General features: G+C 38.6%; 21 protein-coding genes, 1 other RNA gene and 1 pseudogene. 5 read left to right on the top strand and 18 right to left on the bottom strand.

Annotated features, from left to right (window positions below; genetic code table 11):
• The first annotated feature begins 4 nt into the window (after nucleotides 1-4).
• Both ACQKEZ_RS05330 and ACQKEZ_RS05325 read left to right on the top strand, forming a co-directional pair.
• Entirely contained in the window at nucleotides 5-1,330 is a 1,326-nt protein-coding gene (locus ACQKEZ_RS05330; RefSeq protein ID WP_427299234.1) for an APC family permease, read from the top strand.
• A 99-nt stretch (nucleotides 1,331-1,429) separates the two neighbouring features.
• Complete coding sequence (locus ACQKEZ_RS05325) at nucleotides 1,430-2,092, top strand: lysozyme family protein (RefSeq protein WP_427299233.1); 663 nt, start codon at nucleotides 1,430-1,432, stop codon at nucleotides 2,090-2,092.
• A 423-nt stretch (nucleotides 2,093-2,515) separates the two neighbouring features.
• On the opposite strand, the gene ACQKEZ_RS05320 is transcribed toward ACQKEZ_RS05325, so the two are convergent.
• From ACQKEZ_RS05320 to ACQKEZ_RS05295, 6 genes are all read right to left on the bottom strand, one after another.
• Entirely contained in the window at nucleotides 2,516-3,538 is a 1,023-nt protein-coding gene (locus ACQKEZ_RS05320) for a serine hydrolase domain-containing protein (RefSeq protein ID WP_427299232.1), read from the bottom strand.
• A gap of 91 nt (nucleotides 3,539-3,629) precedes the next feature.
• Nucleotides 3,630-4,196 carry a MarR family winged helix-turn-helix transcriptional regulator gene (locus ACQKEZ_RS05315; protein WP_427299231.1) on the bottom strand — a complete coding sequence of 189 codons (567 nt, stop codon included), beginning with the start codon at nucleotides 4,194-4,196 and terminating at the stop codon, nucleotides 3,630-3,632.
• 441 nt (nucleotides 4,197-4,637) lie between these two features.
• Nucleotides 4,638-5,555: a methylisocitrate lyase gene (gene prpB, locus ACQKEZ_RS05310; protein WP_427299230.1), complete on the bottom strand. Its 918-nt coding sequence runs from the start codon at nucleotides 5,553-5,555 to the stop codon at nucleotides 4,638-4,640.
• 12 nt (nucleotides 5,556-5,567) lie between these two features.
• Complete coding sequence (locus ACQKEZ_RS05305) at nucleotides 5,568-7,004, bottom strand: bifunctional 2-methylcitrate dehydratase/aconitate hydratase (RefSeq protein WP_427299229.1); 1,437 nt, start codon at nucleotides 7,002-7,004, stop codon at nucleotides 5,568-5,570.
• Between the two features lie 21 nt (nucleotides 7,005-7,025).
• Nucleotides 7,026-8,150: a citrate synthase gene (gene mmgD / locus ACQKEZ_RS05300; protein WP_427299228.1), complete on the bottom strand. Its 1,125-nt coding sequence runs from the start codon at nucleotides 8,148-8,150 to the stop codon at nucleotides 7,026-7,028.
• Between the two features lie 171 nt (nucleotides 8,151-8,321).
• The gene (locus ACQKEZ_RS05295) at nucleotides 8,322-8,861 is read right to left on the bottom strand and encodes a DUF420 domain-containing protein (RefSeq protein ID WP_427299227.1); all 540 of its coding nucleotides are present in this window, start codon (nucleotides 8,859-8,861) and stop codon (nucleotides 8,322-8,324) included.
• Nucleotides 8,862-9,069: 208 nt separating this feature from the next.
• On the opposite strand from ACQKEZ_RS05295, the gene ACQKEZ_RS05290 reads away from it, so the two are divergent.
• On the top strand, nucleotides 9,070-9,576 hold the full coding sequence (locus tag ACQKEZ_RS05290) for a hypothetical protein (RefSeq protein WP_427299226.1): 507 nt from the start codon (nucleotides 9,070-9,072) through the stop codon (nucleotides 9,574-9,576).
• 156 nt (nucleotides 9,577-9,732) lie between these two features.
• On the opposite strand, the gene ACQKEZ_RS05285 is transcribed toward ACQKEZ_RS05290, so the two are convergent.
• From ACQKEZ_RS05285 to ACQKEZ_RS05250, 8 genes and pseudogenes are all read right to left on the bottom strand, one after another.
• Nucleotides 9,733-10,527 (bottom strand): LysM peptidoglycan-binding domain-containing protein, encoded by a 795-nt coding sequence (locus ACQKEZ_RS05285; protein WP_427299225.1) that lies wholly within the window; start codon nucleotides 10,525-10,527, stop codon nucleotides 9,733-9,735.
• Nucleotides 10,528-10,800: 273 nt separating this feature from the next.
• Entirely contained in the window at nucleotides 10,801-12,573 is a 1,773-nt protein-coding gene (recQ, locus tag ACQKEZ_RS05280) for a DNA helicase RecQ (protein WP_427299337.1), read from the bottom strand.
• A gap of 138 nt (nucleotides 12,574-12,711) precedes the next feature.
• A non-coding RNA gene (ssrS, locus tag ACQKEZ_RS05275) (6S RNA) lies at nucleotides 12,712-12,898 on the bottom strand.
• 135 nt (nucleotides 12,899-13,033) lie between these two features.
• Nucleotides 13,034-13,464 (bottom strand): annotated as a pseudogene (locus ACQKEZ_RS05270) (TraR/DksA family transcriptional regulator).
• A 91-nt stretch (nucleotides 13,465-13,555) separates the two neighbouring features.
• Nucleotides 13,556-14,203 carry an SDR family oxidoreductase gene (locus ACQKEZ_RS05265; RefSeq protein ID WP_427299224.1) on the bottom strand — a complete coding sequence of 216 codons (648 nt, stop codon included), beginning with the start codon at nucleotides 14,201-14,203 and terminating at the stop codon, nucleotides 13,556-13,558.
• A gap of 171 nt (nucleotides 14,204-14,374) precedes the next feature.
• Entirely contained in the window at nucleotides 14,375-14,719 is a 345-nt protein-coding gene (locus ACQKEZ_RS05260) for a PH domain-containing protein (RefSeq protein ID WP_427299223.1), read from the bottom strand.
• A gap of 291 nt (nucleotides 14,720-15,010) precedes the next feature.
• Nucleotides 15,011-15,151, bottom strand: a complete 141-nt coding sequence (locus tag ACQKEZ_RS05255) for a DUF4025 domain-containing protein (protein ID WP_427299222.1) — start codon at nucleotides 15,149-15,151, stop codon at nucleotides 15,011-15,013.
• A 52-nt stretch (nucleotides 15,152-15,203) separates the two neighbouring features.
• The gene (locus ACQKEZ_RS05250) at nucleotides 15,204-15,416 is read right to left on the bottom strand and encodes a DUF6501 family protein (protein WP_427299221.1); all 213 of its coding nucleotides are present in this window, start codon (nucleotides 15,414-15,416) and stop codon (nucleotides 15,204-15,206) included.
• 217 nt (nucleotides 15,417-15,633) lie between these two features.
• Here ACQKEZ_RS05250 and ACQKEZ_RS05245 point away from each other — a divergent pair, with 217 nt between their 5' ends.
• Nucleotides 15,634-17,118 carry an aldehyde dehydrogenase family protein gene (locus ACQKEZ_RS05245; protein ID WP_427299220.1) on the top strand — a complete coding sequence of 495 codons (1,485 nt, stop codon included), beginning with the start codon at nucleotides 15,634-15,636 and terminating at the stop codon, nucleotides 17,116-17,118.
• A 312-nt stretch (nucleotides 17,119-17,430) separates the two neighbouring features.
• Here the strand turns inward: ACQKEZ_RS05245 and ACQKEZ_RS05240 are convergent, their stop codons facing one another.
• Together ACQKEZ_RS05240 and ACQKEZ_RS05235 are read right to left on the bottom strand one after the other, a co-directional pair.
• Nucleotides 17,431-18,816 carry an MFS transporter gene (locus ACQKEZ_RS05240; RefSeq protein ID WP_427299219.1) on the bottom strand — a complete coding sequence of 462 codons (1,386 nt, stop codon included), beginning with the start codon at nucleotides 18,814-18,816 and terminating at the stop codon, nucleotides 17,431-17,433.
• 148 nt (nucleotides 18,817-18,964) lie between these two features.
• Nucleotides 18,965-19,390: a MarR family winged helix-turn-helix transcriptional regulator gene (locus ACQKEZ_RS05235; protein ID WP_427299218.1), complete on the bottom strand. Its 426-nt coding sequence runs from the start codon at nucleotides 19,388-19,390 to the stop codon at nucleotides 18,965-18,967.
• A 493-nt stretch (nucleotides 19,391-19,883) separates the two neighbouring features.
• Here ACQKEZ_RS05235 and ACQKEZ_RS05230 point away from each other — a divergent pair, with 493 nt between their 5' ends.
• Nucleotides 19,884-20,819, top strand: coding sequence for a bile acid:sodium symporter family protein (locus tag ACQKEZ_RS05230; RefSeq protein WP_427299217.1), 936 nt, complete (start codon nucleotides 19,884-19,886; stop codon nucleotides 20,817-20,819).
• Nucleotides 20,820-20,927: 108 nt separating this feature from the next.
• Here the strand turns inward: ACQKEZ_RS05230 and odhB are convergent, their stop codons facing one another.
• Both odhB and sucA read right to left on the bottom strand, forming a co-directional pair.
• Nucleotides 20,928-22,169 (bottom strand): 2-oxoglutarate dehydrogenase complex dihydrolipoyllysine-residue succinyltransferase, encoded by a 1,242-nt coding sequence (odhB, locus tag ACQKEZ_RS05225; RefSeq protein WP_427299216.1) that lies wholly within the window; start codon nucleotides 22,167-22,169, stop codon nucleotides 20,928-20,930.
• Nucleotides 22,170-22,183: 14 nt separating this feature from the next.
• Nucleotides 22,184-25,018, bottom strand: a complete 2,835-nt coding sequence (sucA, locus tag ACQKEZ_RS05220) for a 2-oxoglutarate dehydrogenase E1 component (RefSeq protein WP_427299215.1) — start codon at nucleotides 25,016-25,018, stop codon at nucleotides 22,184-22,186.
• Between the last annotated feature and the right edge of the window lie 80 nt (nucleotides 25,019-25,098).

The following is a 25,098-nucleotide window of genomic DNA, read 5'->3' as shown; positions in this document are numbered from 1 at the left end:
CAAATTGACTGAAGTGCCAAAACTAAAACGCAGCCTGACGGTGATCCCACTTGTGATGATCGGGCTTGCTTACATGGACCCGCTTGTCGTCTTTGATTCGTACGGCATCGTTGCTCAGCTAACGAAAGGACACGTGGCTACAACCTATATTTTTACCTTGTTAGCATTGCTATTGACAGCGCTTAGCTATGGGAATATGGTGAAAGCTTTTCCAAAAGCGGGATCTGCATATACATACGCACAAAAAAGCATTCATCCTCATGTCGGTTTTCTCGTAGGATGGACGCTCCTTCTTGATTACTTATTTTTGCCTATGGTGAACTTTGCAATCGGAAGTGCTTATTTAACAGCAGCTTTTCCAGATGTACCACATTACCTTTGGATCATCATACTTGCTATCGCCATAACGACTGTTAATATAATTGGCATCCGTCTTACAGCAAATGTAACCGCGTTATTTGTCATCTTCCAGGTGATTGTCGCAGTGACGTTTGTAGGCTTTATGATGTATGGACTCACACAAAACTTGGGCAGCGGTGATTTGATCTCAGCTCGTCCTTTTTATTCAGCAAGTCTTGATCCTGCTTTAATTTTCTCAGGTGCAACCATTTTGTGTTTTTCGTTCTTGGGATTTGATGCCATTTCCACTATGTCAGAGGAAACGATTCGACCAAAGAAGACAATCCCACTTGCGATTTTTCTAACGGTTGCCATTGGTGGAATCTTATTTACTTTAACATCTTATTTTTTACAGCAGGTGTTCCCAAATTTTGAGCAATTTAGACATCCTGAAGCCGCATCACTTGAGATTGCCCAGTTTGTAGGGGGCGTTTTTCTCCATTCATTCTTTTTAGCCGGAACGATGGTAGCTGTCATCTCCTCCTCTCTTTCCTCACATGCAAGTGCGGCAAGGCTTTTATATGCGATGGGGAGAGATGAATCGCTACCAAAGCGTTTTTTTGGATACATTCATCCGAAATTGAAAACGCCTGTGCTTAATATTTTACTGATCGGCGTCTTTTCCCTTTCTGCGGTTGTCGGCGAGTTAGAGGTCATTTATTCTTTTATTAGTTTTGGAGCGTTGATTGGGTTTACCTTTGTCAATATGTCTGTTTTTGCACACTATTTCTTGAGACAAAAGCAAAGAGGAGTCCAGAATACACTTCGTTATGCCATTTTACCTCTATGCGGAACAACATTTTGCATGTGGCTATTAACAAATATTAGTTCGAATGCACTAATCATCGGACTCATTTGGCTTATCATTGGATTCCTCTATTTTTGTTACAGGCTGAAAACGAGACCTGAATTCACTTTTAGCTATGATTGATTTTTAAGGTTTTCACTTGGTATCCGCTCTTAGATATGTCATAATAAAAATGCTGTACTTCCCTTTTAAAAGCGGGGCAAAACAGGGGTGAACATGACCTTGAAAAAGAGAAAAACAGGATGTTTTGCCATTTCAGGCTGTTTCACGATTTTTCTATTTGTTTTCATATCAGCGGCCGTTCTGATTTCTTTTCATCAAAAAGAAATCAAAAAACTGCCCATTGATACGGAAACGATTGTTTTGTCGAGATTGAATGATTACAAACCGCTTGTTGAAACTGAATTAAGAGATCAAGATTTGGTACAATATACCTCACTTATTCTCGGTATGATGTACCAGGAATCAAAGGGCAGAGGTGGCGACCCAATGCAATCCTCTGAATCTCTTGGTTTGAAACGAAATGAAATCAATGACCCAGACAAAAGCATCAAGCAAGGAGTCCATCATTTTTCCGCCATGTACAAGCATGGTAAGAAAAAAGGCGTCGATTTGGAAACCATTATCCAAAGCTATAATATGGGGACAGGCTATATTGATTTTGTTGCAAAAAACGGGGGAAAACATTCCGAAGATTTGGCAAAGCAATACTCCGAAAAGCAAGTGAAACGAAACCCCAAGCTCTATACGTGCGGAGGAAATAAAGACAACTTCCGGTATCCGTACTGCTTTGGAGACTTCACTTATGCTAAAAAAGTAAAAGAAAAAACGAAAACAGTTGAAGAGAAAATGAATCTGGCTTCATCATCCTCACCATCAACGTAAAAAGCATTTCCCTTTTCGGGAAGTGCTCAGACTGTAGAGAAACTTTTGTTTTTCTACAGTCTTTTTTATTTTTAAAGTATTTATGATCTATCTATGAATGATATTGAAAAAGGCCTTTCATACGTGCCTTAAAATGGTCTTTTGATGATTTTTGGATCTTGTACAGTTTTCAAGGATGCACTTTCTTTCGCATTTGATTTATAAAATCTATAGCCTTTTCGATCGGTTGATAGCTTTCTTTCAATTTTAAGAACTGTTTTTATAAAAAAGATTGATTATTTAGTGTATTTATTCACAAACTACATTTTTCTATGCAACAATGGCAGTTATCCAAAACAAATCGCTGCAAGTATGGCAATAGGTGTCATAAACCCACTTTCCCTTTCTGCTATTAGAAAAAGCATGAACAATTGCATTTAGTTACTAAATATTTTTTGATCTTTGGAGGCTTTCTAATAAAGAAATTCCAATATTCCCATCAGCATTTCCACCTAATTGATAATTGGCCAAAACGACTGCGGCAACTTTCTTTTCTTTATCTATCCCTAAAAATGAACTAAAGCATCCTGTTCCACCGCCATGCAAAATAACATTATTGTTTTCCTTTAAAAGCATCCATCCAAGACCCATATCATACTTCTTATTTCCAATACCATGTTTTTTATGACAAAGAGACAAATATGGTTTATCTTCGCAAATATTTTTTTGGGCATATTTAAGTAAATCATCAGCAGTTGAACTTATTGCGCCCGCGGGTGATATAAGATTTTCTTTGTTCCATTTCCAGTTGCCGCAATCATTATTTTTTCTATTATAACCATGTAAATTTTGATTTGATGTGCCTAAATATGTATCGGAGAGGCCCAGTTCATTATGAAGAAAGTCATTCATGGTGTCCCAAAATCCCCTGCCTGATACAATTCCCAATCCATACCCAATAAGTGATATGCCGAAATTTGAATATTTCCATGAATAATCCATTTCTCTCAATTTATTTCTTTCAATAAGCATTTTCATTTTGTTAAAGTCCATATTCAAAGGATTATTCATATCACCATCGCCAGTAATCAAATCTAAAATTAGGTGAAAATATTCCCGTTTATTTAATGGTAGTCTTCCTGAATATCCAGAAGAGTGAGTAGCAAGATGGAGCAATGTAGGATAATACTCATCTTCCCTAAGTTCTCCGATATATTTTTGTATTGGGTCGTTTATTGACATCTTGTTTTCAAATACATATTTTGACAGCAATGATGCAGTAAAAGTCTTTGTAATAGATCCAATTTCATAATGGTATTTTTTTGATGAATCAAGTTCACCGTTTTCATTATAAATTTTTATTACAGATTGATTGTCTGTTAAATAGCCAATAGTTAAATTTAAATGTTTTTTTCCTTTACAGGTCTTTTTAATTAAGCGTAATGTTTCGTCACTGATTTCAAACATAATGATTGCTCTCCCTTATCCATCATTTTAAAAACATTTCAAAAGATTGTTATATATTCTTGAAAATAAATTAGCCGCCTATCCAATTTTTTCATATTTTATTTCCCCTATTAATTGCTTGAATTCTTCGTCGCTCAAACTCCTTTATGACTCTCGAGTGTAATTCATTGTTATCTTCATCCATTTTTATATTTCCATCTTCTTCAAATCCGTCGTGCTCTTGACCGTCAAAACTATAAAGTTTCTTTAAAAGTTTCCACATTGTTTCCAATTCTTCAGTTGAGAACTTTTTAAAAAGTTCTTCCAAAAAGAAGGTTCCTTTTTCTGTAACAACAAGTAATACCTCTATTCCGATTTGAGTAATACTTACGTTAATCGCACGTTTATCTTTCCTACTAGGAATCACATTCACATAACCCTTTTTTTCCATAATTGAAATCAACTGTTTTGCACTCTGTTTTGTAGTACCTAATTTTCTAGCAATATTATTCAAAGTCGTTTCATCTTCAGGTAAATGGGCAATTGCAACCATTGCCATATACTGTCTTGATGTTAAAAGCTCAAGGTACTTGTCACCTTTTACCTGAATTTTATTTGCTAGTGAAAATAAGGTAGCATAAGTTTGTTGCATTAAAAAAAGTTCTCTGTAAATCTCCATATCCAACCTCCAATTTAGTCAATATACTGTCTAAATTAAGAGTATCACATTTTCTATTTTAGTCAATATACTGTCTATTTATGATAATTCTTTCGTTTAGAATGGCATAAAAGCTTGTCTCACTATCCTACGCAGTTAGCTTAAGTACAATTTTCCACAAAAAAATACCATAAACATTCGTTTATGGTACTGTTAATCACATTATCCAAATTCCTAAAATCAAAGTTACATTTTAATATCTAACACCGTTTTTGGTGCCAAAGTAGGTTCATAAATAACTTTTGCAGGTGATGAATGATGATTTTTGGTTATGCACGTGTAAGTACAGAGGAACAAAACTCTTGGGTTTGCAAGTTGATGCACTTACACAATTTGGGGTTGAAAAGATTTATAAAGAAAAATTGAGTGGTAAATCTACTATTTTGGGAAGTGCTTTTCGAATTATCCATTTTCTTTTCCAATTTGCGGGAGAATTGTTTTGGCAAGATGCTGATCCATTGCTTCATATTCGTCATAGTGAATGGTTTCGTATAATTCTTTTCTCGTTTGCATTTCACTTAAGATGTTCTCTTGTGTTCCCTTTTGCATAAGCTCTAAAAATAATCGTTCATATGCCTTCGCCGCTACCCTAAGCGATGTAACTGGATAGATCACCATTTGAAAACCAAACGCTTGAAGCTCTGTTGCATGAAAATATGGGGTTTTTCCAAACTCTGTCATATTAGCAAGCACTGGTGCATGAATGTCCTTTGCCGCACGTAAAAATTCTTCTTCCGTCACAAGTGCTTCAGGAAAAATCGCATCCGCTCCTGCCTCGATATATCGATTGGAACGCTCGATGACATCGTCCATTCCATTGACTGCTTTTGCATCTGTTCGAGCGATAACAACAAGTGTTGGTGCAACCTGTTTTATCGCTTTAATTTTTGCGACCATTTCTTCGACATGTACAAGTGCTTTTCCATTCAAATGTCCACATTTTTTCGGCATTTGCTGATCTTCAATTTGAACTGCAGCTACCCTACTCTCAACCATTTCCTTCGCTGCTCTTGCCACATTTAACACGCCGCCATAGCCAGTATCCATATCGACTAAGAGCGGTAAATTTGAAGCCCTGATCACTTCTTTCGCTTTTTCTGCCATTTCTGTTGAGTGGATTATTCCAAGATCGGGTAAACCTTTACTACCGCAAAAAGCTGCTCCTGATAAATATAGCCCTTTAAAGCCCATTTTTTTCGCATATAATGCGGACATTCCATCGTGAACACCTGGAATTTGAAATAGTTCAGATCCATTCATTTGTTCAATAAATGCTTTTGCTAGAGACTCTTGACTTGCTTCTTCATTCACGATCCACACGGTGACTCCTCCTTATATCACAAATAAATCCATAAATGCTGGGACAGATGTTGTTTTTAGTTGATTTGGATTTTGACAGAGCGTAACAATTTGTTCTACCTGTTTTTGAGGAAATCTCGTTTTTAAATGATACATCCATTTCGATTCTAGAAGCGGCAAAGCCTCTTTTCTTCTTCTACGATGACCTAACGGATATTCCATTTCCACCCGATCGGTCATTGAACCATCTGTAAAGAAAATTTGAACACTATTAGCAATCGATCTTTTTTTCGGGTCTAAATAATCAGCAGAATAGCGAGGCTCCTCCTTGACAATCATTTGATCTCTTAAACGATCAATTAAAGGATTTCGTGCTGTTTCATCTTCATAATGATCGGCTGTTAGCTCTCCGTAAATAAGTCCTATCGCGGTAATATACTGTAAGCAATGATCTCGATCTGCTGGATTGTATAGCGGTCCTTTTTTATCGATGATACGTATTGCAGATTCATGTGTTGTAATTTCAATACGTTCTATCTCTTCAATTCGATCCTTCACAGCTGCATGTAGTTTCATGGCAGCTTCAGCGGCTGTTTGTGCATGAAATTCAGCAGGATAAGCAATTTTAAACAGAACATTTTCAATCACATATGAACCTAGCGGCTGACTGAGTGTGAGCTTCTGCCCTTTAAATAGAACGTCTTGAAATCCCCAGCCTCCAGCACTCAGCGGTGTATCATAGCCCATTTCGCCTTTCAATGTCATCATAGCCAGTCTGACTGCTCGGCTCGTTGCATCCCCTGCTGCCCAGGATTTTCTCGATCCTGTATTTGGTGCTTGGCGATATGTGCGAAGTGGTGAATTATCAATGAATGCCTGTGAGAGCACATTCCGGACTTCCTTTTTTGTTCCGCCAAGCATTGCACAGACAACGGCGCTTGATGCCACTTTTACAAATAGCACATGATCTAGTCCATTCCGATTCAAGCTATTCTCCAAAGCCAAAACCCCTTGAATTTCATGTGCTTTAACAATTGCGTGTAGCACATCATTCATTGTAAGAGGATCTTGACCATTCGTTAGCCTTTCTCTACTTAAATAATCTGCAGTTGCTAAAATTCCGCCTAAATTATCAGACGGATGCCCCCATTCTTGTGCAAGCCATGTGTCATTATAATCTAACCAACGAATCATACATCCAATATTAAATGCAGCTTGAATTGGATCTAACACAAAGGATGTACCAGGAACTCTTGCTCCGTTGGGCACAATTGTTCCAGGTACGACTGGTCCAAGATGTTTTGTACACTCTGGATAACTCAGTGCCAAAATACCACAGCCAAGCGTATCTATTAATACATATCTTGCTGTTTCAATCGCTTCTTTACTCGTCACCTCTGCATCAACGGTATATGCTGCAATTTCTTCTAAAAGCTGATCCGTTTGCTTTGCTAAAATAGTGTTGTTCATAGTCACGCCTCCATATTCATGTCATTTGTTTGATAAAGTGAGTCCCCTCGCCCCTAGATAACGGACTCTAGGTCTAAATATTCGATTGTGTAAGTGTTGTTCAATGACGTGAGCTGCAAGACCACTTGCTCTTGAGGCGAAAAAAATAGGTGTATAAAGAGAGATTGGAATCCCAAGTACATAATAGATCGGCGCTGCATAATAATCGAGATTCGGATATAGATTTTTCTTTTCTTTCATCAGCTCTTCGCCTGCTACACACATATCATATAGCGTTCTGTCACCTTTTAGTTCAGAAAGCGCTTTCAATGAGCGTTTTAACAATGCGGCTCTAGGGTCCATTTTTCTCATGTATACACGGTGACCAAAACCCATTATTTTTTCTTTAGCGGTTAGCTTCTTTTCAATGAGAGACGTAAATCCTTCCACTGTTTTTCCTTCAAGTAGCATATACATCACTGCTTCATTTGCCCCACCATGTAAATTCCCTTTTAAGGAGGAAATGGCACCAGTAAAAGCACCATACATATCAGCATGTGTAGAAGCTATGACTCTTGCGGCAAAGGTAGAATTCGGTAACTCATGTTCACTGTAAAGGGTTAAGGTTTGATCAAATGCGGTGGTTTCGTCTTTAGATGGAATACGGCCTGTTAGCATATATAAGAAGTTTTCTGTGTAGGTTAAATTCGTATCTGGAGAAATAGTGGCATCTTTATTTAAAATATGGTAGCTTCCAGCAACAATCGTTGGTAACTGACCTAAGAGCCGGACAGCACGCTGTTGATGGTGTTCTAAGTTCATAAGATGGAGCTTTTCATCGAATCCTGCAAGAACAGATATACATGTTCTCATAGCATCCATTGGATGTGTTGTTTTCGGCAGTTGTTTGAGAATGATTTGAATGGTTGGATGTATTGCGGCGTGTGAAGAAATAACTTGTTCAAAGTCATGAAGTTCAATCGAATCTGGTAATCTTTCATAGATGAGCAGATAGGCGGTTTCTAAAAAGGTTTTCTTTTGTGCCAATTCAATGAGATCGTAGCCTCGAATGACAATTTCTTCTTTTTCAACGTCTAGATAGGAGATATTTGTTTCACTTGCGATAATGCCTTCAAGCCCAGGTTTATACGCCAATTGTTCCGTCATATTGTAACCCCCGTTTCTATAGCTTTCATGTCCTTAAAACAAGCAAACGGCAAAAATGACTCATATCGTATAAGAAGGTAACACCTCCTCTTTAGGATCACCCAATTTCCATTTTATCCAATACACATCACATTGTAAATAAAAGAACGTATGCCCTAAATGGGCATACGCTTAACTGTAATATGGAGAAATTAAAATATACACGATGACACCAGTAAGACTGACATATAACCATAGTGGCATTGTCCAACGAGCAATCTTACGATGACGTTCTACTTGCATTTGTGCCCCTCTAAACAGTGTGATGAGTGCTAAAGGAACAATAATTGCAGATAGCAGAATATGTGTGATCAAAATAAAGAAGTAAATCGGACGAATGATCCCCTCGCCCCCAAAGTGAGTATCTGGAGCCATTGAATGATAGGTTACATAAGAGATCAAAAACACAAGCGTTGTCGAGAATGCAGCAAAGATAAAACGCCTATGTGCTTTAATATTCTTTTGCTTAATCATCATGAGCGCTGATAATAAAAAGATGAAAGTAAAACTGTTCATTACCGCATTTAATAGTGGCAGGAAAGTAATATCCAGGTGGCTAAATTTATCTGTTTTCGGCATCAAAAAGAGCAAAGCAATTAATCCATTTATAGCGATTGTTAACGCGACAACAACCCCTGTAAAATTTCTCGGTTTTTGTTTCTGTTCATTCATGTTTGAAAAACCCCTCTTTATTAGTTCCAACTAAGAGTATGTTAGTTAACTTCAGACATAATGTCAATTAAATCGCAATCTTCGTCGAAATTTAGACAAACTTCCGTTTTTGGCATTGCTTTAGCGGTTGAAACTTTGCTTCTCTTCTATTAGAATTGGAAATTGTATGTTTTTTTACCATATTCCATATAGGAAGGAGCATTCATATATGTATACTTTACAAAACACGTCTAAAGATGTGAAGGAATTAGAAAAAGAAATCAATCATTTGCAATTCCAGATGTATCGAATGCAGGAAAATATAAAAGATATCTCAAAAAAAGCGCGAATTATCGGTATTGATCAAGCGAATGAAGATGATTGGATGATTGTCTCTGCAATTGATAACGGTGAAATGTGCAAAATTATGTTAAGTGACTGTGAAAAGGCATTTCGTGGACAATCTGATTTCTCTTTAATTGCCGAATATCCCGAAGAAGGAAAAATTCATATTGCTGATATCAAAGGACCGCCAGACAATGGTTATGGCTCTATTTGCATGAAACATTTAAAAGAGATTGCTAGAGATCAAAACATACCTGTCATTACAGGCGACCTTGTCAAAAGAGACTGGGATCATGTGGATAGACTCATTCACTTCTATGAAAAACATCATTTTGATGTTCAAATCAATTGGAAAAACCAAAGTGGAGAAATTTATTGGATGGATCAATGAATTCATAAACCAGCGTTTCACTCGGAAACACGCTGGTTTATTTTTTTTATCAAAGAAACAAATTTTTCAGAAATCTATGTTTTTTTCACAAAAAAAAGGGTACAATAAAAGCATCAGGCCGCCACCTGATGCTTAATTCCAAAAAACGATAGACAACTAGTTAAGTACTTTTACTTTGACTGATTTAACACCCCAGTTTTTTGCTTGGGATTTGCTAGGTACGTGTACATCTATTTTGTTACCTTTAATTGCGCCGCCAGTATCTGCTGCGATGGCTTCACCGTAGCCTTCAACATAAACCTTACTTCCTAGTGGAATCACGCTAGGGTCAACTGCAATGACCTTTGCATGAGGGTTTTTGTTTAAGTTTACGCCTGTTGCCGTAATACCTGAGATTCCACCATCATTTGCTGTATACGCCGTAGCCGTAACAGTCATTTCTTTTTGTACACTTTGACTTGCAGAAGATGTTTCTGCTTTTGCTGCTGTTTCCTGTTTAGGAGCAGCTTTTTTTGTTGTTTGCTCTTTTTGGACAGGTGCCTGTTTTTTTGCAGGCTCTGAGCTTACCGGAGCAGAGCTTTGACCAGCAACACTTAATGTTGAACCGGCAATGATTATATCTGAGTTTAAGTTATTCCAAGACTTAATATCGCTTACTGACACATTGAACTTTTGAGCGATTTTCCAGAGGCTGTCTCCCTTCTGGACTTTATACTGCTCCTGAGTTTTCTCTTTTGAAGAGATTGTCAATTTATCGCCTACCAAAATGAGATCTGTAGATAAATTGTTCCAACCCTTTAGGTCCTTTAGGGACAAATCATTTTTCTGTGAAATTCCCCAAAGCGTATCACCTTTCTGCACAGTGATTTCCTTTGCAGAAGCTTGCTGCGCTCCGATTGCTGTTGACGAGATTGCTGCTACAGCAACCAAGGACATAATAGTCTTCTTCATAAAGTAAATCCTCCCTTGTTAGCTTTTTATGGCGGCTAACGAGTGCTATCGTAACATAAGTAAATGTCATTTCAATAACAAAACGATATGTTTTAGATTACAGTTCCTTTACATGAAACATCTCACTCGACTGGAAAATGACACCACTAAACCCATAAAGCCCGCACCATGACAGCGTTTTTGTAGGAAAGAAAAAACAGCGTTGATGTCCTTGAATTTCTCTTCAAAAAATATTTATTTTTTTTGAAATAGCACTAAAAAACCTCATTTTTTCTATTTTTCGCGATATGATAAAATTTCTTTCAAGAATAAATCTCCGTATTTTTCCCTTTTTTGTTCTCCTACACCTTTAATCCTTAATAGCTCCTCCTCGTTTTTTGGTTCTAATGCAGACATTTCTTTTAATGTTTGATCAGAAAAAACAACAAAAGGAGGTACTCCCTGTTCTCTAGCTAACTTCATTCGTAGCACCCTTAAACGCTCAAACAACTCATCGTTTTCAACGATTGCAGTTGTTTTGATTTCCGTCTTTCTCATGACAGTCTCTTCACCAATAAGTACTTGCTTTCCTTTATGTGAAACTTTTAATGTAGGATAGGTTCCATCAGACATCTGCAAATACTCTTCTGTAATTAAAAATTCAATAAATTCGCTGATATACTGAGTCGAATGCTGTTTCATTAATCCATAGGTTGGTAAACGATCAAACCGAAACTCTATCACTTTTTTATTTTTAGAGCCTGCTAGCACTTGTGCGATCAGCATTTTCCCAAAACGTTCATTCATTCTGACTGTACAGGATAGAACCATTTGAGCTTCTCTTGTGACATTTTCTTTCTCTCTATCATCTTGACAGTTACTGCACTTGTGACAAACTTCATCTGTTTGTTGATCAAAGTATCGGATGATAAATTGTTGGAGACAATTTTCCGTATGACAAAAATCAACGACCTGTCTCAGTTTTTGAAGCTCATGATTGTACCGACTTTCATCTGTCATTGACTGTTCAATCAGGAATCGCTGCACTCTGACGCCTTGAGGTGAGAATAAGAGAACACATTCACTTTCTAATCCGTCTCTACCAGCACGTCCTGCCTCTTGATAGTAACTTTCTAGATCCTTTGGGATTTGATAGTGAATGACAAAACGAATATTTGATTTATCAATTCCCATGCCGAATGCAGAAGTAGCGACCATGATCTGTATTTGATCATTGATAAAGAGGTTTTGCTGCTCCTCTCGTTCATCATCATCTAAACCACCGTGATAAATACCAGCTTTGATCTGTTGCTTTTTAAGCCTTGCAAATACCTGCTCAGCTTCTTTTCTAGTGGCAGTATAAATAATGCCCGATTCTAAACGATTTTTCTCAATATATCGTGTGATAAACCGATCTTTATTTTCCCCTTTTACCACTTTAAAAGAAAGATTTTCTCTGGCAAAACCAGTGAATATCGTATTCTCTTGATCAATTCGCAGCTCGTTGCAAATATCTTGATGTACTTGTTTTGTTGCTGTCGCAGTTAACGCAGCAACAATAGGTCTGACCGTCATTTTCTCTAACAGATCCTTGATATATCGGTAGCTTGGTCTAAAATCATGTCCCCATTGAGAAATACAATGTGCCTCATCAATAGCAATGAGGGGGATGACTAGTTGATTAAGCAACTGAAAGAAGCGCTCGTTTTGTAAACGCTCTGGTGTAATATAGAGCAATTTATATTCATTGCTTTCACATTTTTTAAGTCGTTCATTCATTTCGGCTGATGTGAGTGTACTATTTAAAAAGGAGGCTGGTATGCCCATTTCATTTAATGCATCTACTTGATCCTTCATTAAAGAAATCAGTGGGGAAATTACAATGGTTGTCCCTTCCATCAATAAAGCTGGAATTTGGTAGCAAACAGATTTACCTCCACCAGTAGGCATAATGCATACCGTATCCTTTCTTTTTGCTACAATGGATTCTATTGCTTGTTGTTGTCCATTGCGAAAGGATTTGAATCCGTAGTATTGGTCAAGAAGTGCTTCAGCTCTATCTAACATCATATTCCCTCTCTGTCTGTCTTAGGCTTTTTGTACATTTTACCATATGATATCAGTTCAGGTACTGACTTCAAAAAAATCATATTTTCGCAAAAATAAAAGCCATTCTCCAAAACGGAAAATGGCTTAATCAATTATGGGAAAGCTGCAGATGCCGTAATCTAAGTAAGAAAGTTTTAAACCACCACTCCTCAAAGTGGGTGTTTGCAGAAACGTTTCTGTCTTCCTCTCTAAAGGAGGCCTGACATACCAGCTTCAATATAAAACTCCCTATTACAGCTTAAAGGTTAAAACTTAATTAACATTACGTACATCGCAGCCTTCAAACTATATTACACGAAAGTTTATAAAAATTCAAGATAAGTTTACTTATCTATTCGTGTATGTTTTCAGTGTAGCTATTTATATTTTACATCATTATAAAACTATACTGAAAAAACGTGTTTTCTTGCAGAATCCATTATTTTTCTACATCTAGATCAATGTCTTGCTCTTGTTCCAATATTTCATACGTATCAGCATGTTTTTGGTCCATTGTTTCTTTATTTGTTAAATTACGCATCTGATTCGAAAAGGATCGGTCAAATTCATTCGGATCCTCATTTGTTTCCTTTTCTTTTTTCGCATCTAGCGAATATCGTGTATAAGGGACTACTAAAAGTCGCTCATACGGAATGGCTTCCCCTGTCTTTTCACATATTCCGTATGCTGATCGTCCACTTGATCTAAATAAATGCTACTATGATCAGCTAAATGATTGCCAACACCATTGGATAATTCGCTTACTGCTGACAGCATTGATTCATCCTTTTTTTTAGATCCAGTGACTTCTTTCTTCAACTGTATTAATGTTTCATGTAAAACGTCTTGCTGTTTTTTAGTTAAGCTCACGACCAATCACTCCTTTGTCCTTTCCTTCCCTTTTCAAAGTGAATGAAAACATAAAAATCTTCCGCTACCATATGAGGTAACGGAAGATGAATTAAAGTGTGCGAAGTGCTTCTGCTATCGGTGTCTCACCATTGATCATATCAAAGGTTTTATTTTTAACATTTGGTTCAGTTAAGCTAGCAACAAGAACAATGGCAACATCTTCTCGTGTTACCTCAAGCTGACGATCGTTTGGAAGATGCTCTGCCACTTCTATTTTGCCCGTTTTACGATCATGCAAGAGTGCAGCTGGACGAACAATTGTATGGGAAAGTCCAGAATGCTTTAAATGTGTATCAGCATTCTTTTTCGCCTGATAGTAAATTTCCATATTACCTTGACCTTTTCCCTGTTCAGGATCATCGGCATTATATGCACTTAACATCACAAAATGCTGGATATTTTCATTCTTCGCCGTATCAATCAGACGCTTTGCCCCTTCTTGATCAACTGAGATTGTTTTATCAGGCCCCGTTTTTGATCCAGACCCAGCAGCAAAAATAATCACATCAGCCTGTTTTACAGCATTTGTCACATCTTTTTCGAGATCACCAATGACTGGAATAGCTCCGATTTTTTCAAGGGCATCTTTTTGTTTTTCATCTCGAATCAATGCAAGAGGTACATGCCCTTTTTCTTTTAAATAGTGGAGCACAAGACGGCCTGTATGGCCGTTTGCTCCTGCGACTAATACATTCATACTCATTCTCCTTTCTGTGTCTGTTTCATATTTATCCCTTTTTGTCCTCATTCAAACACTGAGCATAAAAAAGCCTCTTCCATTTTCATTGGAAGAGGCACATGCTTCTTGCGATCATATGAAATATGAAGGTAAAAATGAGAAAAGTGCAATTTATTTATGTAAACGCTGCTACAAACAAAGATGTTTTGTTAAGATGGCTTGAATATCACTAAGGTCTGTGTCTTTTGAAAAATCAAGTTCAAATATTTTGGCATTTGTGACGATCAACATGCCTGTTTCCTGATCAAATACACTAGCCTCCTGAATGGCAAAGCTTTCAATTGATCGATATGGTAAAGAGACCCTGACTTTCTTTTTGGAAAACGCGCGGTTATCAACAAAAATGAGTCTTTTATTTGTAAAACAGATTTGGTCGTGACGTAGTCTATAAACAGCCTCAATCCTTTCTCCCTCGATGAGTAAGGATTCAAACTTTTTCGTATCATTATTTTTACTGACAGAAAAAATACCCACGTAAAACCCCTCTTCCTGCATCAATTTCATGTATGACAAAACGGTAACATCATTCTATGCTTACGTTTTATTCTCCCTTATAGAATACGCTATAAGCAAACGATATTCCATTACGAACAGATTAAATTTAATTTAACTTTTTCTATTTTAAACGATGCTCTTTCCTCTATATCATTAGACGCTTTAAACAGGAAAAAAGTTTCAGTATTCAAGTGAAAATATACACCTTTTATATCCTACACGCAAAAAAGTAGTGACACTTTTTGGATCACTACTTTTTGCTAAAAATGCCTATTCATCTTTTGGAGTGTCTATTGTCCCTTCAGCATACACATCAGAAATTTGTTCGAGGGTTATCGCCATATCTGCCTCTTCATTCTCATTCAGATAAGACGTATCATTCTTTTGCTTTTCAGTTGGTTCTTTCTTCATTTTGTTCATCACCCTTTACTATTTTCCTTAGTATGAGTGATGAATGCAAAAATCATTCAGTAGGTGTCACTTCGAAGTAATCTTTATAGTAACCGGCTACTTTGCCTGTATTGTCAATAACAAATAAAAACTCATCTGTTTCATTTTTCACTTCATATGTTTTTCCTTCTGTTAAAGCACGATTAACCATATATTTTTTTGCATTCGTATGTACACACTTCACGTTTTTAATCGTTTCTGTCGATTGCCAGTTTTGATGGATCATTTTCAAAAACTCCTTTTTTCATCTATACATTTATTGTAGCCATTTTTTGATGAAATGCAATGAGCGTTATTCATTGATTTCAAATGCAACGTGTAATATCATAGTTGTATACGTTTACATCTGTATACGTACTGAGCTCGATGCTCATTTTTGTCCGCTTTTTTTCCACCTTAGAACTCGCATAACAAACGATATCTTTAAGGAGGTTTGTTAATTAATGAGCTCTACAACACTTCAAGTCAGTTCAAAACTCGAATCTTTTCTCCAAGGTACAAAAAAACTCTATATTAACGGGAAATTTGTGACAAGTCATGATGAAAAAACATTCGCTACACCAAATCCAGCGACTGGTGAAACCCTCATTGATGTGTATGAGGCGGGTGCAAAAGACATTGATGATGCGGTAAAAGCGGCAAGGAAAGCATTTAATGGACCGTGGCGCTCTATGCCTCCTTCCCAACGAGCACGCTTAATGTTTAAGCTTGCAGACCTTATGGAAGAAAATAAACTTGAACTCGCACAGCTAGAAACACTTGATAATGGTAAGCCAATCAATGAAACAACAAATGCCGATGTCCCGCTTGCTATTGAACATATGAGATATTATGCAGGCTGGACCACCAAAATTTCTGGACAGACCATTCCAGTCAGTCAAGGTTATTTTAATTATACCCGCCATGAACCAGTTGGCGTCGTAGGACAGATTATTCCATGGAACTTCCCGCTCCTGATGGCAATGTGGAAAATGGGTGCTGCTTTAGCAACGGGCTGTACAATTGTGTTAAAACCCGCAGAACAAACACCATTATCCGCACTATATTTGGCACAACTTGTTGATCAAGCCGGCTTCCCAGATGGTGTCATCAACATTGTTCCAGGCTTTGGTGAAACAGCAGGTGAAGCATTAACTGATCATCCTGATGTAAACAAACTTGCCTTTACTGGCTCAACAAGTGTTGGAAAAAAAATCATGGAAAAAGCAGCGAAGTCGATCAAACGGGTAACACTTGAGCTTGGCGGGAAATCGCCTAATATCATCTTACCAGACGCTGATTTAAAGAAAGCGATCCCTGGTGCTTTAAACGGTGTTATGTTTAACCAAGGTCAAGTGTGTAGTGCCGGATCGCGAGTATTCGTTCACCGTAGTCAATATGATGAAGTCATTGATGAAATGTCTCAATATGCAAAATCGCTTAAACAAGGTGCCGGTTTGCATCGTGATACTCAAATTGGGCCACTGGTCAGTAAAGAGCAACATGAGCGTGTATTAGGTTATATCCAAAAAGGAATTGATGAAGGCGCAACAGCCGTCATCGGTGGACATTGCCCTTATGAAGCAGGCTACTTTGTTGCCCCTACTGTATTTAGAGATGTAGACGATGATATGACCATTGCCAAAGAAGAAATCTTCGGACCTGTCTTATCTGCAATTCCATATGACTCCATCGATGAAGTCATTGAGCGTGCCAACCATTCAGAGTATGGGCTTGCTGCGGGGCTTTGGACAGAAAACCTAAAGCATGCACATGAGATTGCCGCTCGCCTTGAGGCTGGAACGGTTTGGATCAATTGCTACAATGTCTTTGATGCTGCCTCTCCGTTTGGAGGCTACAAACAATCAGGTTTAGGCAGAGAAATGGGCTCGTATGCGTTGAATAATTACACTGAAGTGAAAAGTGTATGGATTAACCTCCAAGATTAATGGACACGCAGCAAAGCCGATGACATTGTCATCGGCTTTTTTGTTATTGCATGTGACAGGCAGGTACATGAATACGGTGATATACGAGCCATTCTCTTAAAAATGCACAAAACCCATAAGTAGAGCTTTTGACTGTCCAGCTACATACATATGTTGCTATTTTTTTGTAAGAATGTCCTTGGTAGCATCTAGCCTATCATGCCAGGATGACCTGAACATTGTATTAATCTACGTCCGACTGTAAACTGACTCGCACCGTCCATTCGATGTAGGGGCGCATATCCCATTTTCCGGTATTCAGAACGGAATCGGTTACTCCTCCGAAGTTTTCGCCTGCTTGATACGAAAGGAAATCGCAAAGCTCAAGAGAACGAAAAGCAATTGAAGAGACAGAGCCAATATTATTCCCGTCAACAAACCCAAATTTAGTGATTGACTAACGGCAATGAGGGCACCGCCTATTCCAATGCTTAGCCCCGGACTAAATGAATCTGTAAACTGAAGGCTGGCAGATATTTCTCCTTCTTCACCTGTTTTCGTGTGCTGCAGTGCAATCGCTCCAGTCGTAGGATGTGCCAAACCGATGCCAAATCCAGTGAATAGCTGTGAAATCACTGCAAATACGATCCCCCCTTCAGGGAGACTAATAGCGAGAATGACCGCAGAAACTCCAATGATCATAAATCCAATACCAACGGTTACCCGTTTCTTTCGGCCCAGCCCATGGTCTTTAGCATCAAACTTTGACTGAAGCCAGGCTGCCGCTGACCAGCTTAATGCACCCGCAGCTACAATTAATCCCGCCATATCTGCAGGAAGCTTTTTCACATCTGTCAAAGACAGGACAACATAACTCTCGGTCGCATTATAACTAGCAACAAAGAATCCTCTTGAAGCAATCGTAGCCGGTAAACCTCTTCTGGCACTTAAGGTACCCTCAGGCAGCAGCTTTCGCAAAGGGTGAATCATAATAAGCAATCCCGCTACCGAAAGTACAATTCCTTTCCAATCGGTTATAAAGCCTAGCCCAACCAGCAGCATTCCCGTTCCAATAGTCAGTAGCACTGCAAAACCTTCTTTTTGGTTATTCTTGGATGGGGTAGTTACTCTAACTGTAAATTTGCGAAAAGCAGGAAGCGTCAGCATGACAGCCAAACCAATGAAGGGAAGCACAAGCCAAAAAACAACTCTCCAGGATATTTGCTCCGCAATAAGCCCAGCAATATAAGGGCCAATTAGTGCAGGTAAAATATATGCGCCGGAAAACAAAGCAAGTATTTTCGTTCTTAGCTTATCGGGATAACCTAAAGTAATGCTGTAATACACACACGTAATGATACCGCCGCCACCAAAACCTTGAAACACTCTTCCTATAATTAGGGTAATCATATTCACGGAAGTAGCAGCAATCACGATGCCGATCACAAAAAACAGTATGGATATGCCAAACGATGCAAATACGCCGTTTTTATTGATCCGCGTTCCTATGATCATCGTTCCAAGGATTTGTGCCAAAAGAAAAGAGCTGAATATCCAGCCGTACAAATGGAGCCCATTCAATTTTTGAGCTAAGCTTGGAGCAATCGTAACAACTGCTAAACTTTCAAACGCAACGGTAGTTACAGCAAGAATAATCCCAATGGTCAATGCTCTGTACTTGGCGTCGAATACCCCTATTTCTTTTGGTGATATTTTCATCTTGTAACTCTCCTTTAGAATAAGTTTTAATTGTCTCAACTATAATTGCTATAGCAATTATATGATCCAAAAAGATAAATGAGATGTCCAATTGTGATTCTCCCCTTTAATGTGGAGAGAATCACTTCTAGAGAGACTTCTCTTTGGGTTATAGATCTTTGACGTTGTTATACATTACACTAAGAATCCTTCTAAACATTTCAACTTCCTTTTCGGATAACCCCTGAATGGTTTTATTATATGCTTCAATGGAAGGAGCAAGAATTTCATCTTTAATATCTCGTCCTTTAGGAGTTAAATATACACGCAAAGACCTTCTATCCGTTTCATGAACCACACGATAAATAAATCCCTTCTTTTCCAGCTTAAACAGCATTCGTGCAACATTCGTTTGATCCTTGTGCAGCCTCTCGGCAAGTTCTTTTTGAGTAATCCCTTCTTTTTCCCATAGGACGATTAGTATTTCCCACTGATCGACTGTAATGTCAAACGGATTGACTACCTTTTGATAGTAATTATTCAGTTTTAGTGCCGCGCGCTGTACATTAACACCAATATATTTTTCTAATTCCAAGGTTGACCTCCTCTATAATAGTCGTGATTATAGTTGTTGTGACAATTATATTTCCACCTCTTATTCATGTCAAGTCATGAATATAATAGAGTGATAAACAATTCCGCTATTCTAAGTGTCTGTGCCAATGCTGAGGGTTATCAGCATTAACAAGACGAATATATTATTCAAACTCCAAAAATGATTCGTTTTTCATTAATTCTGGACAGTCAAAGTTCTACAATGCTAAAAAACCAGCGAATCGCGCTCCACTTCAGCATTTTCCTGCTTGGATGTAATTATTTTCGTTATAGGTAAATGTGGATTTTGCACAAACAGGTGAAACACGTCAAATGGGCTCCCTATTAAGAGATCACTTCATATAGACAGTTAGAATCTACTTTTTAGTTGACATAATAAAGTTATTGTCATTCAAATATAAGGATATCGATTGTTTTTTCAGAAGATTCATTTAAAATAGGTAAGATATGAGGAAAGCGAGATGAATGAATAAATGAACATACTCTTAAAAGTTAGTCAATTTGCCGGCCGTACCTTTGCTGTATGGGTCATTGTATTTGCATTACTTGGTTTTATTTTCCCAGCCGAATTTGCAAAGATTGGACCTTATATCTCTTATTTATTAGGTATCATTATGTTCGGGATGGGACTTACGCTGTCCGCCGAAGATTTTAAAGAGCTGTTTCGTAAACCGCTTCATGTACTAATAGGCGTGGTCGCTCAATATACGTGCATGCCTCTTATCGCATTTATACTTGCATATGGACTCAAGCTGCCAGCTGAAATTGCTGTTGGTGTGATCCTCGTAGGGTGTTGTCCAGGTGGAACAGCTTCAAATGTTATGACTTTTCTGGCAAAAGGAAACACTGCACTCTCAGTCGCAGTGACGACTATCTCTACGCTGCTTGCACCTGTGTTAACACCTGTATTCATTTTGATTTTTGCACAATCATGGCTCCCTGTATCACCTAGCGCTTTGTTCATCTCAATTTTACAGGTTGTTCTCTTCCCTATTCTTCTAGGTGTTTTTGTCAAATTGACATTTAAAAAACAAGTCTCCTACGCAGTTCAAGGACTGCCACTTGTTTCAGTGATTGGGATTGTTGTCATTATTGCTGCTGTTGTCAGTGCAAATAAAGAACAAATTATTCAGTCAGGGCTTTTGATTTTTGCTGTAGTGATCTTACATAATGGTCTTGGCCTTTTACTTGGTTTTTTGATTGCGAAATGGTGCAAAATGGACTATGCTTCACAAAAAGCGATCGCAATTGAAGTAGGAATGCAAAATTCTGGGCTTGGTGCAGCGCTTGCAACAGCACATTTCTCACCACTTGCAGCAGTACCAAGTGCTATATTTAGTGTTTGGCACAATCTTTCCGGTTCATGGCTTGCCACATTCTGGTCGAAGCGCACAGAACAAAACAAGTAGATACACGCTGAAAAAAAGAAGTCAAATGGCTAAAATAAATCATTTTAGCCATTTGTCAACAATCAAAAGCTAGCCCCTTAGGGAGGCTAGCTTTTGATTTCTATTCATTTAACCTTCAAGCAACAGTTGCTCAGGATCTTCTAGTAAGTTTTTGATTGTGACAAGGAATCCAACTGCCTCTTTTCCATCAACAATTCTATGGTCGTAAGAGAGAGCAAGATACATCATCGGGCGATTTTCAAAACGCTCTTCATCAATTGCAACAGGGCGAAGCTGAATTTTATGCATGCCTAAAATTCCAACTTGTGGGCTGTTTAAAATTGGTGTAGAAAGAAGAGAACCGAATGTTCCTCCGTTTGTAATGGTAAATGAGCCGCCCTGTAATTCGCTAAGGGACAGTTTGTTGTCTCTCGCTTTTTTCGCTAAATGGCCAATTTCTTTTTCGATACCTGCAAATGAAAGACGATCTGCATCACGTACTACCGGTACAACAAGACCTTCGTTTGCAGCAACAGCAATACCGACGTCATAGAATTTCTTAATGACAAGCTCATCACCTTGAATTTCAGCGTTGAGGAGCGGATATTTCTTTAGTGCGGCTACCACAGCTTTCGTAAAGAATGACATGAAGCCAAGCTTTACATCGTTTTGCTCAAAGAACGCATCTTTACGACGTTTTCTTAAGTCCATAACGGCTGTCATATCTACTTCGTTAAATGTTGTCAGCATGGCAGCGGTTTGTTGAACTTCAACTAAACGTTTTGCAATGGTTTGTCTGCGACGCGACATTTTTTCGCGCTCCACAGGTTTACCTACTTGATCATTTTGCACCGACGAGCTCTGAGGTTGTGGAGCTGCCTTTGGTGCACTTGCAGGAGCTTCATTCTTATTAAAAGAAGCAACATCCTGCTTTCGTACCCTGCCCAGCGGATCTGCGGTTGGAATTTCAGATAAGTCAATGCCTTTTTCTCTTGCTAATTTTCTAGCTGCAGGAGAAGCAATCGTTCTGTTGTTTCCAGCTTTGGCCTCTTCTTGTTGACTTGCTGGTTCCTCTTTTGGAGCTGGTGCGCTTTCTTTTTGAGGTTCTGCACTTGCGGACTCGCTTCCGCCTGCTTCACCTGCCGCGATGGTTCCAATGACCTCGCCGACTTGCACTGTGTCACCAGAATCTTTTAGCACTTCTTTTAATACACCAGACTCTTCTGCAGTTAGTTCAACATTGACTTTATCTGTTTCAAGTTCAAGCAAGTACTCACCTTGCTCCACATAATCGCCCGGCTGTTTCAGCCATTGAGCAATTGTTCCTTCCGAGATCGATTCCGCTAATTCAGGTACTTTAATTTCCGCCATTTTTCATTTCCCCCTTAGTTTTTGCGAGTCAAGCTATCTGATACAATTCGTTCTTGTTCCTTTTTATGCACAGTTGGATCGCCTTCAGCCGTACTAGAACGTCTTCTGCGACCGATATAACGTACTTTTACTTTTCCAGGAGCAACTTCGCGTAAGTATGGTTCAATATAACCCCAAGCCCCCATGTTCTGTGGTTCTTCCTGTACCCATACAATTTCTTCAAGATTCGTCAGTTTCGCAAGAATTGCTTTTATATCCTTTGCAGGGAATGGATACAATTGTTCCACTCTTGCAATATGAAGCCATTCTTTCGGCTCTTCTGTTTGAGTAAAGCGATCACTAATGTCAATAGACACCTTCCCGCTAGAAAGCACAAGGCGCGTGACTTTTTCATGATCATGCGTCAGACCTGGTTGTTCAATGATTTGATTGAACTGTCCATCTGTCAGTTCTTGTACCTCGGACAATGTGTTTGGATTACGTAGAAGACTCTTTGGTGTCATAATGACGAGCGGACGAATTTCTTCACGTAACAACATCTTCGCCTGTCTTCTTAAAATATGGAAGTATTGTGCTGCGCTTGTTAAATTGGCAACTGTCCAGTTGTTCTCAGCGGCCGACTGCAAGAAGCGCTCTGTTCTTCCACTTGAATGCTCTGGGCCTTGACCTTCATAACCATGTGGTAAGAGCATAACAAGTCCTGATTTTTGTCCCCATTTTGCACGTCCAGCTGAAATAAATTGATCAAAATAAACTTGAGCCGCATTGGCGAAGTCTCCAAACTGAGCTTCCCAAATGACCAATGTTTCAGGAGAGTAGACATTATAGCCATATTCAAAACCAATAACAGATCCCTCAGACAATGGGCTATTGTGGACAGTAAATGATGCATTGGCATCAGATAGCTTGTGAAGAGCAAGAAACTCTTCTCCCGTTTTGCTGTCGTGAAGAACAAGGTTTCTTTGCGCAAATGTGCCACGCTCTGAATCCTGCCCTGTCATTCGAATTGGCGTACCGTCTTTTAATATAGATGCAAATGCAAGTGCTTCACCAAGAGACCATTCCACTTTCCGGTCGTCTGTAAACACCTTTGCTCGTTTTTCAAGGATCCGCTTTAACTTTCCAAACACATTGAAGTCCTTCGGCCAGTTGATCAATTCTTCATTCAGTTTTCTGAGCACATCAAATTCAACTGATGTATCGACTACTGGGAAGCCATTTGATACCGGCTCAGGCAGTTCAATCTCCCGAATCGTATGCTCTTTCTTGGAAGGGACTTTTTGATAGGCCTCTTCGATTTTAGCTGTCACCGTCTGCTCAATTTCTTCTTTTTGCTCTTTTGTAAGAAGCCCTTCGGATTCCAACTTTTCAGCAAAAATATTTTTCGCCGTTTTATGTTTTCTCACAGCATCATAGAGCATCGGTTGTGTTGTCGCTGGCTCATCCATTTCATTATGACCAAAGCGACGGTAACCAATCAGATCGATTAAGAAATCTTTCTTAAATCTTCGACGATATTCAACAGCTAACTGAACCGCTGCAAGGCACGCTTCAGGATCATCTGCATTCACGTGAACAATCGGTATTTCAAATCCTTTTGCTAGGTCACTTGCATATTTCGTAGAACGAGATTCTTTGCTCTCTGTTGTAAAACCAATCATGTTATTTGCAATGATGTGAATGGTTCCACCAACTTGGTAGCCAACTAACTGACTTAAATTTAAAGTTTCTGCTACAATTCCTTCTCCAGGAAATGCTGCATCACCATGGATCAAGATTGCTAGTGATTTTTCCACATCCAGCAATGGGTACCCTTTTTGTGTTCTTGTTTCCTGTGCGGCACGCGTGCTACCTTCTACAATTGGATCAATAAATTCAAGGTGACTCGGGTTGTTAGCAAGTGTAATTCTTGCACTCTTTGTATCTTCATCTTTAAATTGTCGATCGGCACCAAGATGGTATTTCACATCCCCTGTCCATCCATAGCTAATACCGATCGAGCCCTCTGATGGGACAAGCTCTTTATTTGGCGCATGCTGGAATTCAGAGAAAATGATTTCATATGGCTTTCCAAGTACATGCGCTAGGACATTTAAACGTCCTCTATGAGCCATCCCAATGTTAATATTTGAAGTCCCATGTGTAACAGACTCTGAAATAATTTCATCAAGTACTGGAACAAGTGCGTCTAATCCCTCAATGGAAAAGCGCTTTTGTCCAACAAATGTTTTATGAAGAAACTGTTCAAATTGCTCAACCTCTGTCAATCTTTTAAACACTGAAACAAGCTTTTCTGCTGGTTTCTTTGTAAATAATTCTCCAGATTCTACAGATTTGAGGAGCCAATTCCGCTCTTCGAAATCATGAACATGATCAAACTCAAACGAAATGGTTCGTTTATACGTATTTCTTAAATGGTCAATGGCTTCTATGCCGTTTGTAATGTGTTTAGGTGCATCTGCACTAATAATAGATGCCGGAATGTTTTTAACATCTTCTTCTGTTAAGCCGTAATCCTTTAAAGGAAACAACTCTTGTAATTCTTTTTCTTTACGAAGTGGATTGACGGAAGCATTTAAATGGCCATACGTTCTGATATCTTCTGCCAGTTTAACGACTGATGCTATCTTTTGGATTTGTTCAGAAGTAACTATGCTATTTTCTTTTTTCCCAATTTCCTCCTTCATGTCACTCGGTGGTGCACCAAGTTCAGCAAACATGCCCTGTAGATCTTCATCAACATTATTAGGATCTTGAACATATTGATCGTAGAGCTCGAGCACATAGCCGAGGTTCGGACCATGAAATTCTTCCCAACTCAACGTTTGTTTCACATTATTTTGAAACATTTTGAACACTACCCCCAACTTTGATCATCAAGTGATTGTATACTATTTCAATATAACTTCCAGAACATAATGACCAAATT

This window comes from Bacillus sp. NPDC077027 (assembly GCF_050269555.1).
Classification (GTDB): domain Bacteria; phylum Bacillota; class Bacilli; order Bacillales; family Bacillaceae; genus Bacillus.
Note: the sequence above shows the minus strand (reverse complement) of the source record. Positions and strands in the feature narration are given on the sequence as shown.

Coding starts and splice junctions, on each gene's coding strand:
- ACQKEZ_RS05285 (WP_427299225.1), bottom strand. CDS start 10,527: ATGAAGAAGACTATTATGTCCTTGGTTGCTGTAGCAGCAATCTCGTCA.
- mmgD (WP_427299228.1), bottom strand. CDS start 8,150: ATGACGGAACAATTGGCGTATAAACCTGGGCTTGAAGGCATTATCGCA.
- ACQKEZ_RS05245 (WP_427299220.1), top strand. CDS start 15,634: ATGAGCTCTACAACACTTCAAGTCAGTTCAAAACTCGAATCTTTTCTC.
- ACQKEZ_RS05290 (WP_427299226.1), top strand. CDS start 9,070: ATGTATACTTTACAAAACACGTCTAAAGATGTGAAGGAATTAGAAAAA.
- ACQKEZ_RS05250 (WP_427299221.1), bottom strand. CDS start 15,416: ATGATCCATCAAAACTGGCAATCGACAGAAACGATTAAAAACGTGAAG.
- ACQKEZ_RS05305 (WP_427299229.1), bottom strand. CDS start 7,004: ATGAACAACACTATTTTAGCAAAGCAAACGGATCAGCTTTTAGAAGAA.
- ACQKEZ_RS05295 (WP_427299227.1), bottom strand. CDS start 8,861: ATGAATGAACAGAAACAAAAACCGAGAAATTTTACAGGGGTTGTTGTC.
- ACQKEZ_RS05320 (WP_427299232.1), bottom strand. CDS start 3,538: ATGTTTGAAATCAGTGACGAAACATTACGCTTAATTAAAAAGACCTGT.
- ACQKEZ_RS05230 (WP_427299217.1), top strand. CDS start 19,884: ATGAACATACTCTTAAAAGTTAGTCAATTTGCCGGCCGTACCTTTGCT.
- sucA (WP_427299215.1), bottom strand. CDS start 25,018: ATGTTTCAAAATAATGTGAAACAAACGTTGAGTTGGGAAGAATTTCAT.
- ACQKEZ_RS05315 (WP_427299231.1), bottom strand. CDS start 4,196: ATGGAGATTTACAGAGAACTTTTTTTAATGCAACAAACTTATGCTACC.
- ACQKEZ_RS05265 (WP_427299224.1), bottom strand. CDS start 14,203: ATGAATGTATTAGTCGCAGGAGCAAACGGCCATACAGGCCGTCTTGTG.
- odhB (WP_427299216.1), bottom strand. CDS start 22,169: ATGGCGGAAATTAAAGTACCTGAATTAGCGGAATCGATCTCGGAAGGA.
- recQ (WP_427299337.1), bottom strand. CDS start 12,573: ATGTTAGATAGAGCTGAAGCACTTCTTGACCAATACTACGGATTCAAA.
- ACQKEZ_RS05240 (WP_427299219.1), bottom strand. CDS start 18,816: ATGAAAATATCACCAAAAGAAATAGGGGTATTCGACGCCAAGTACAGA.
- ACQKEZ_RS05255 (WP_427299222.1), bottom strand. CDS start 15,151: ATGAAGAAAGAACCAACTGAAAAGCAAAAGAATGATACGTCTTATCTG.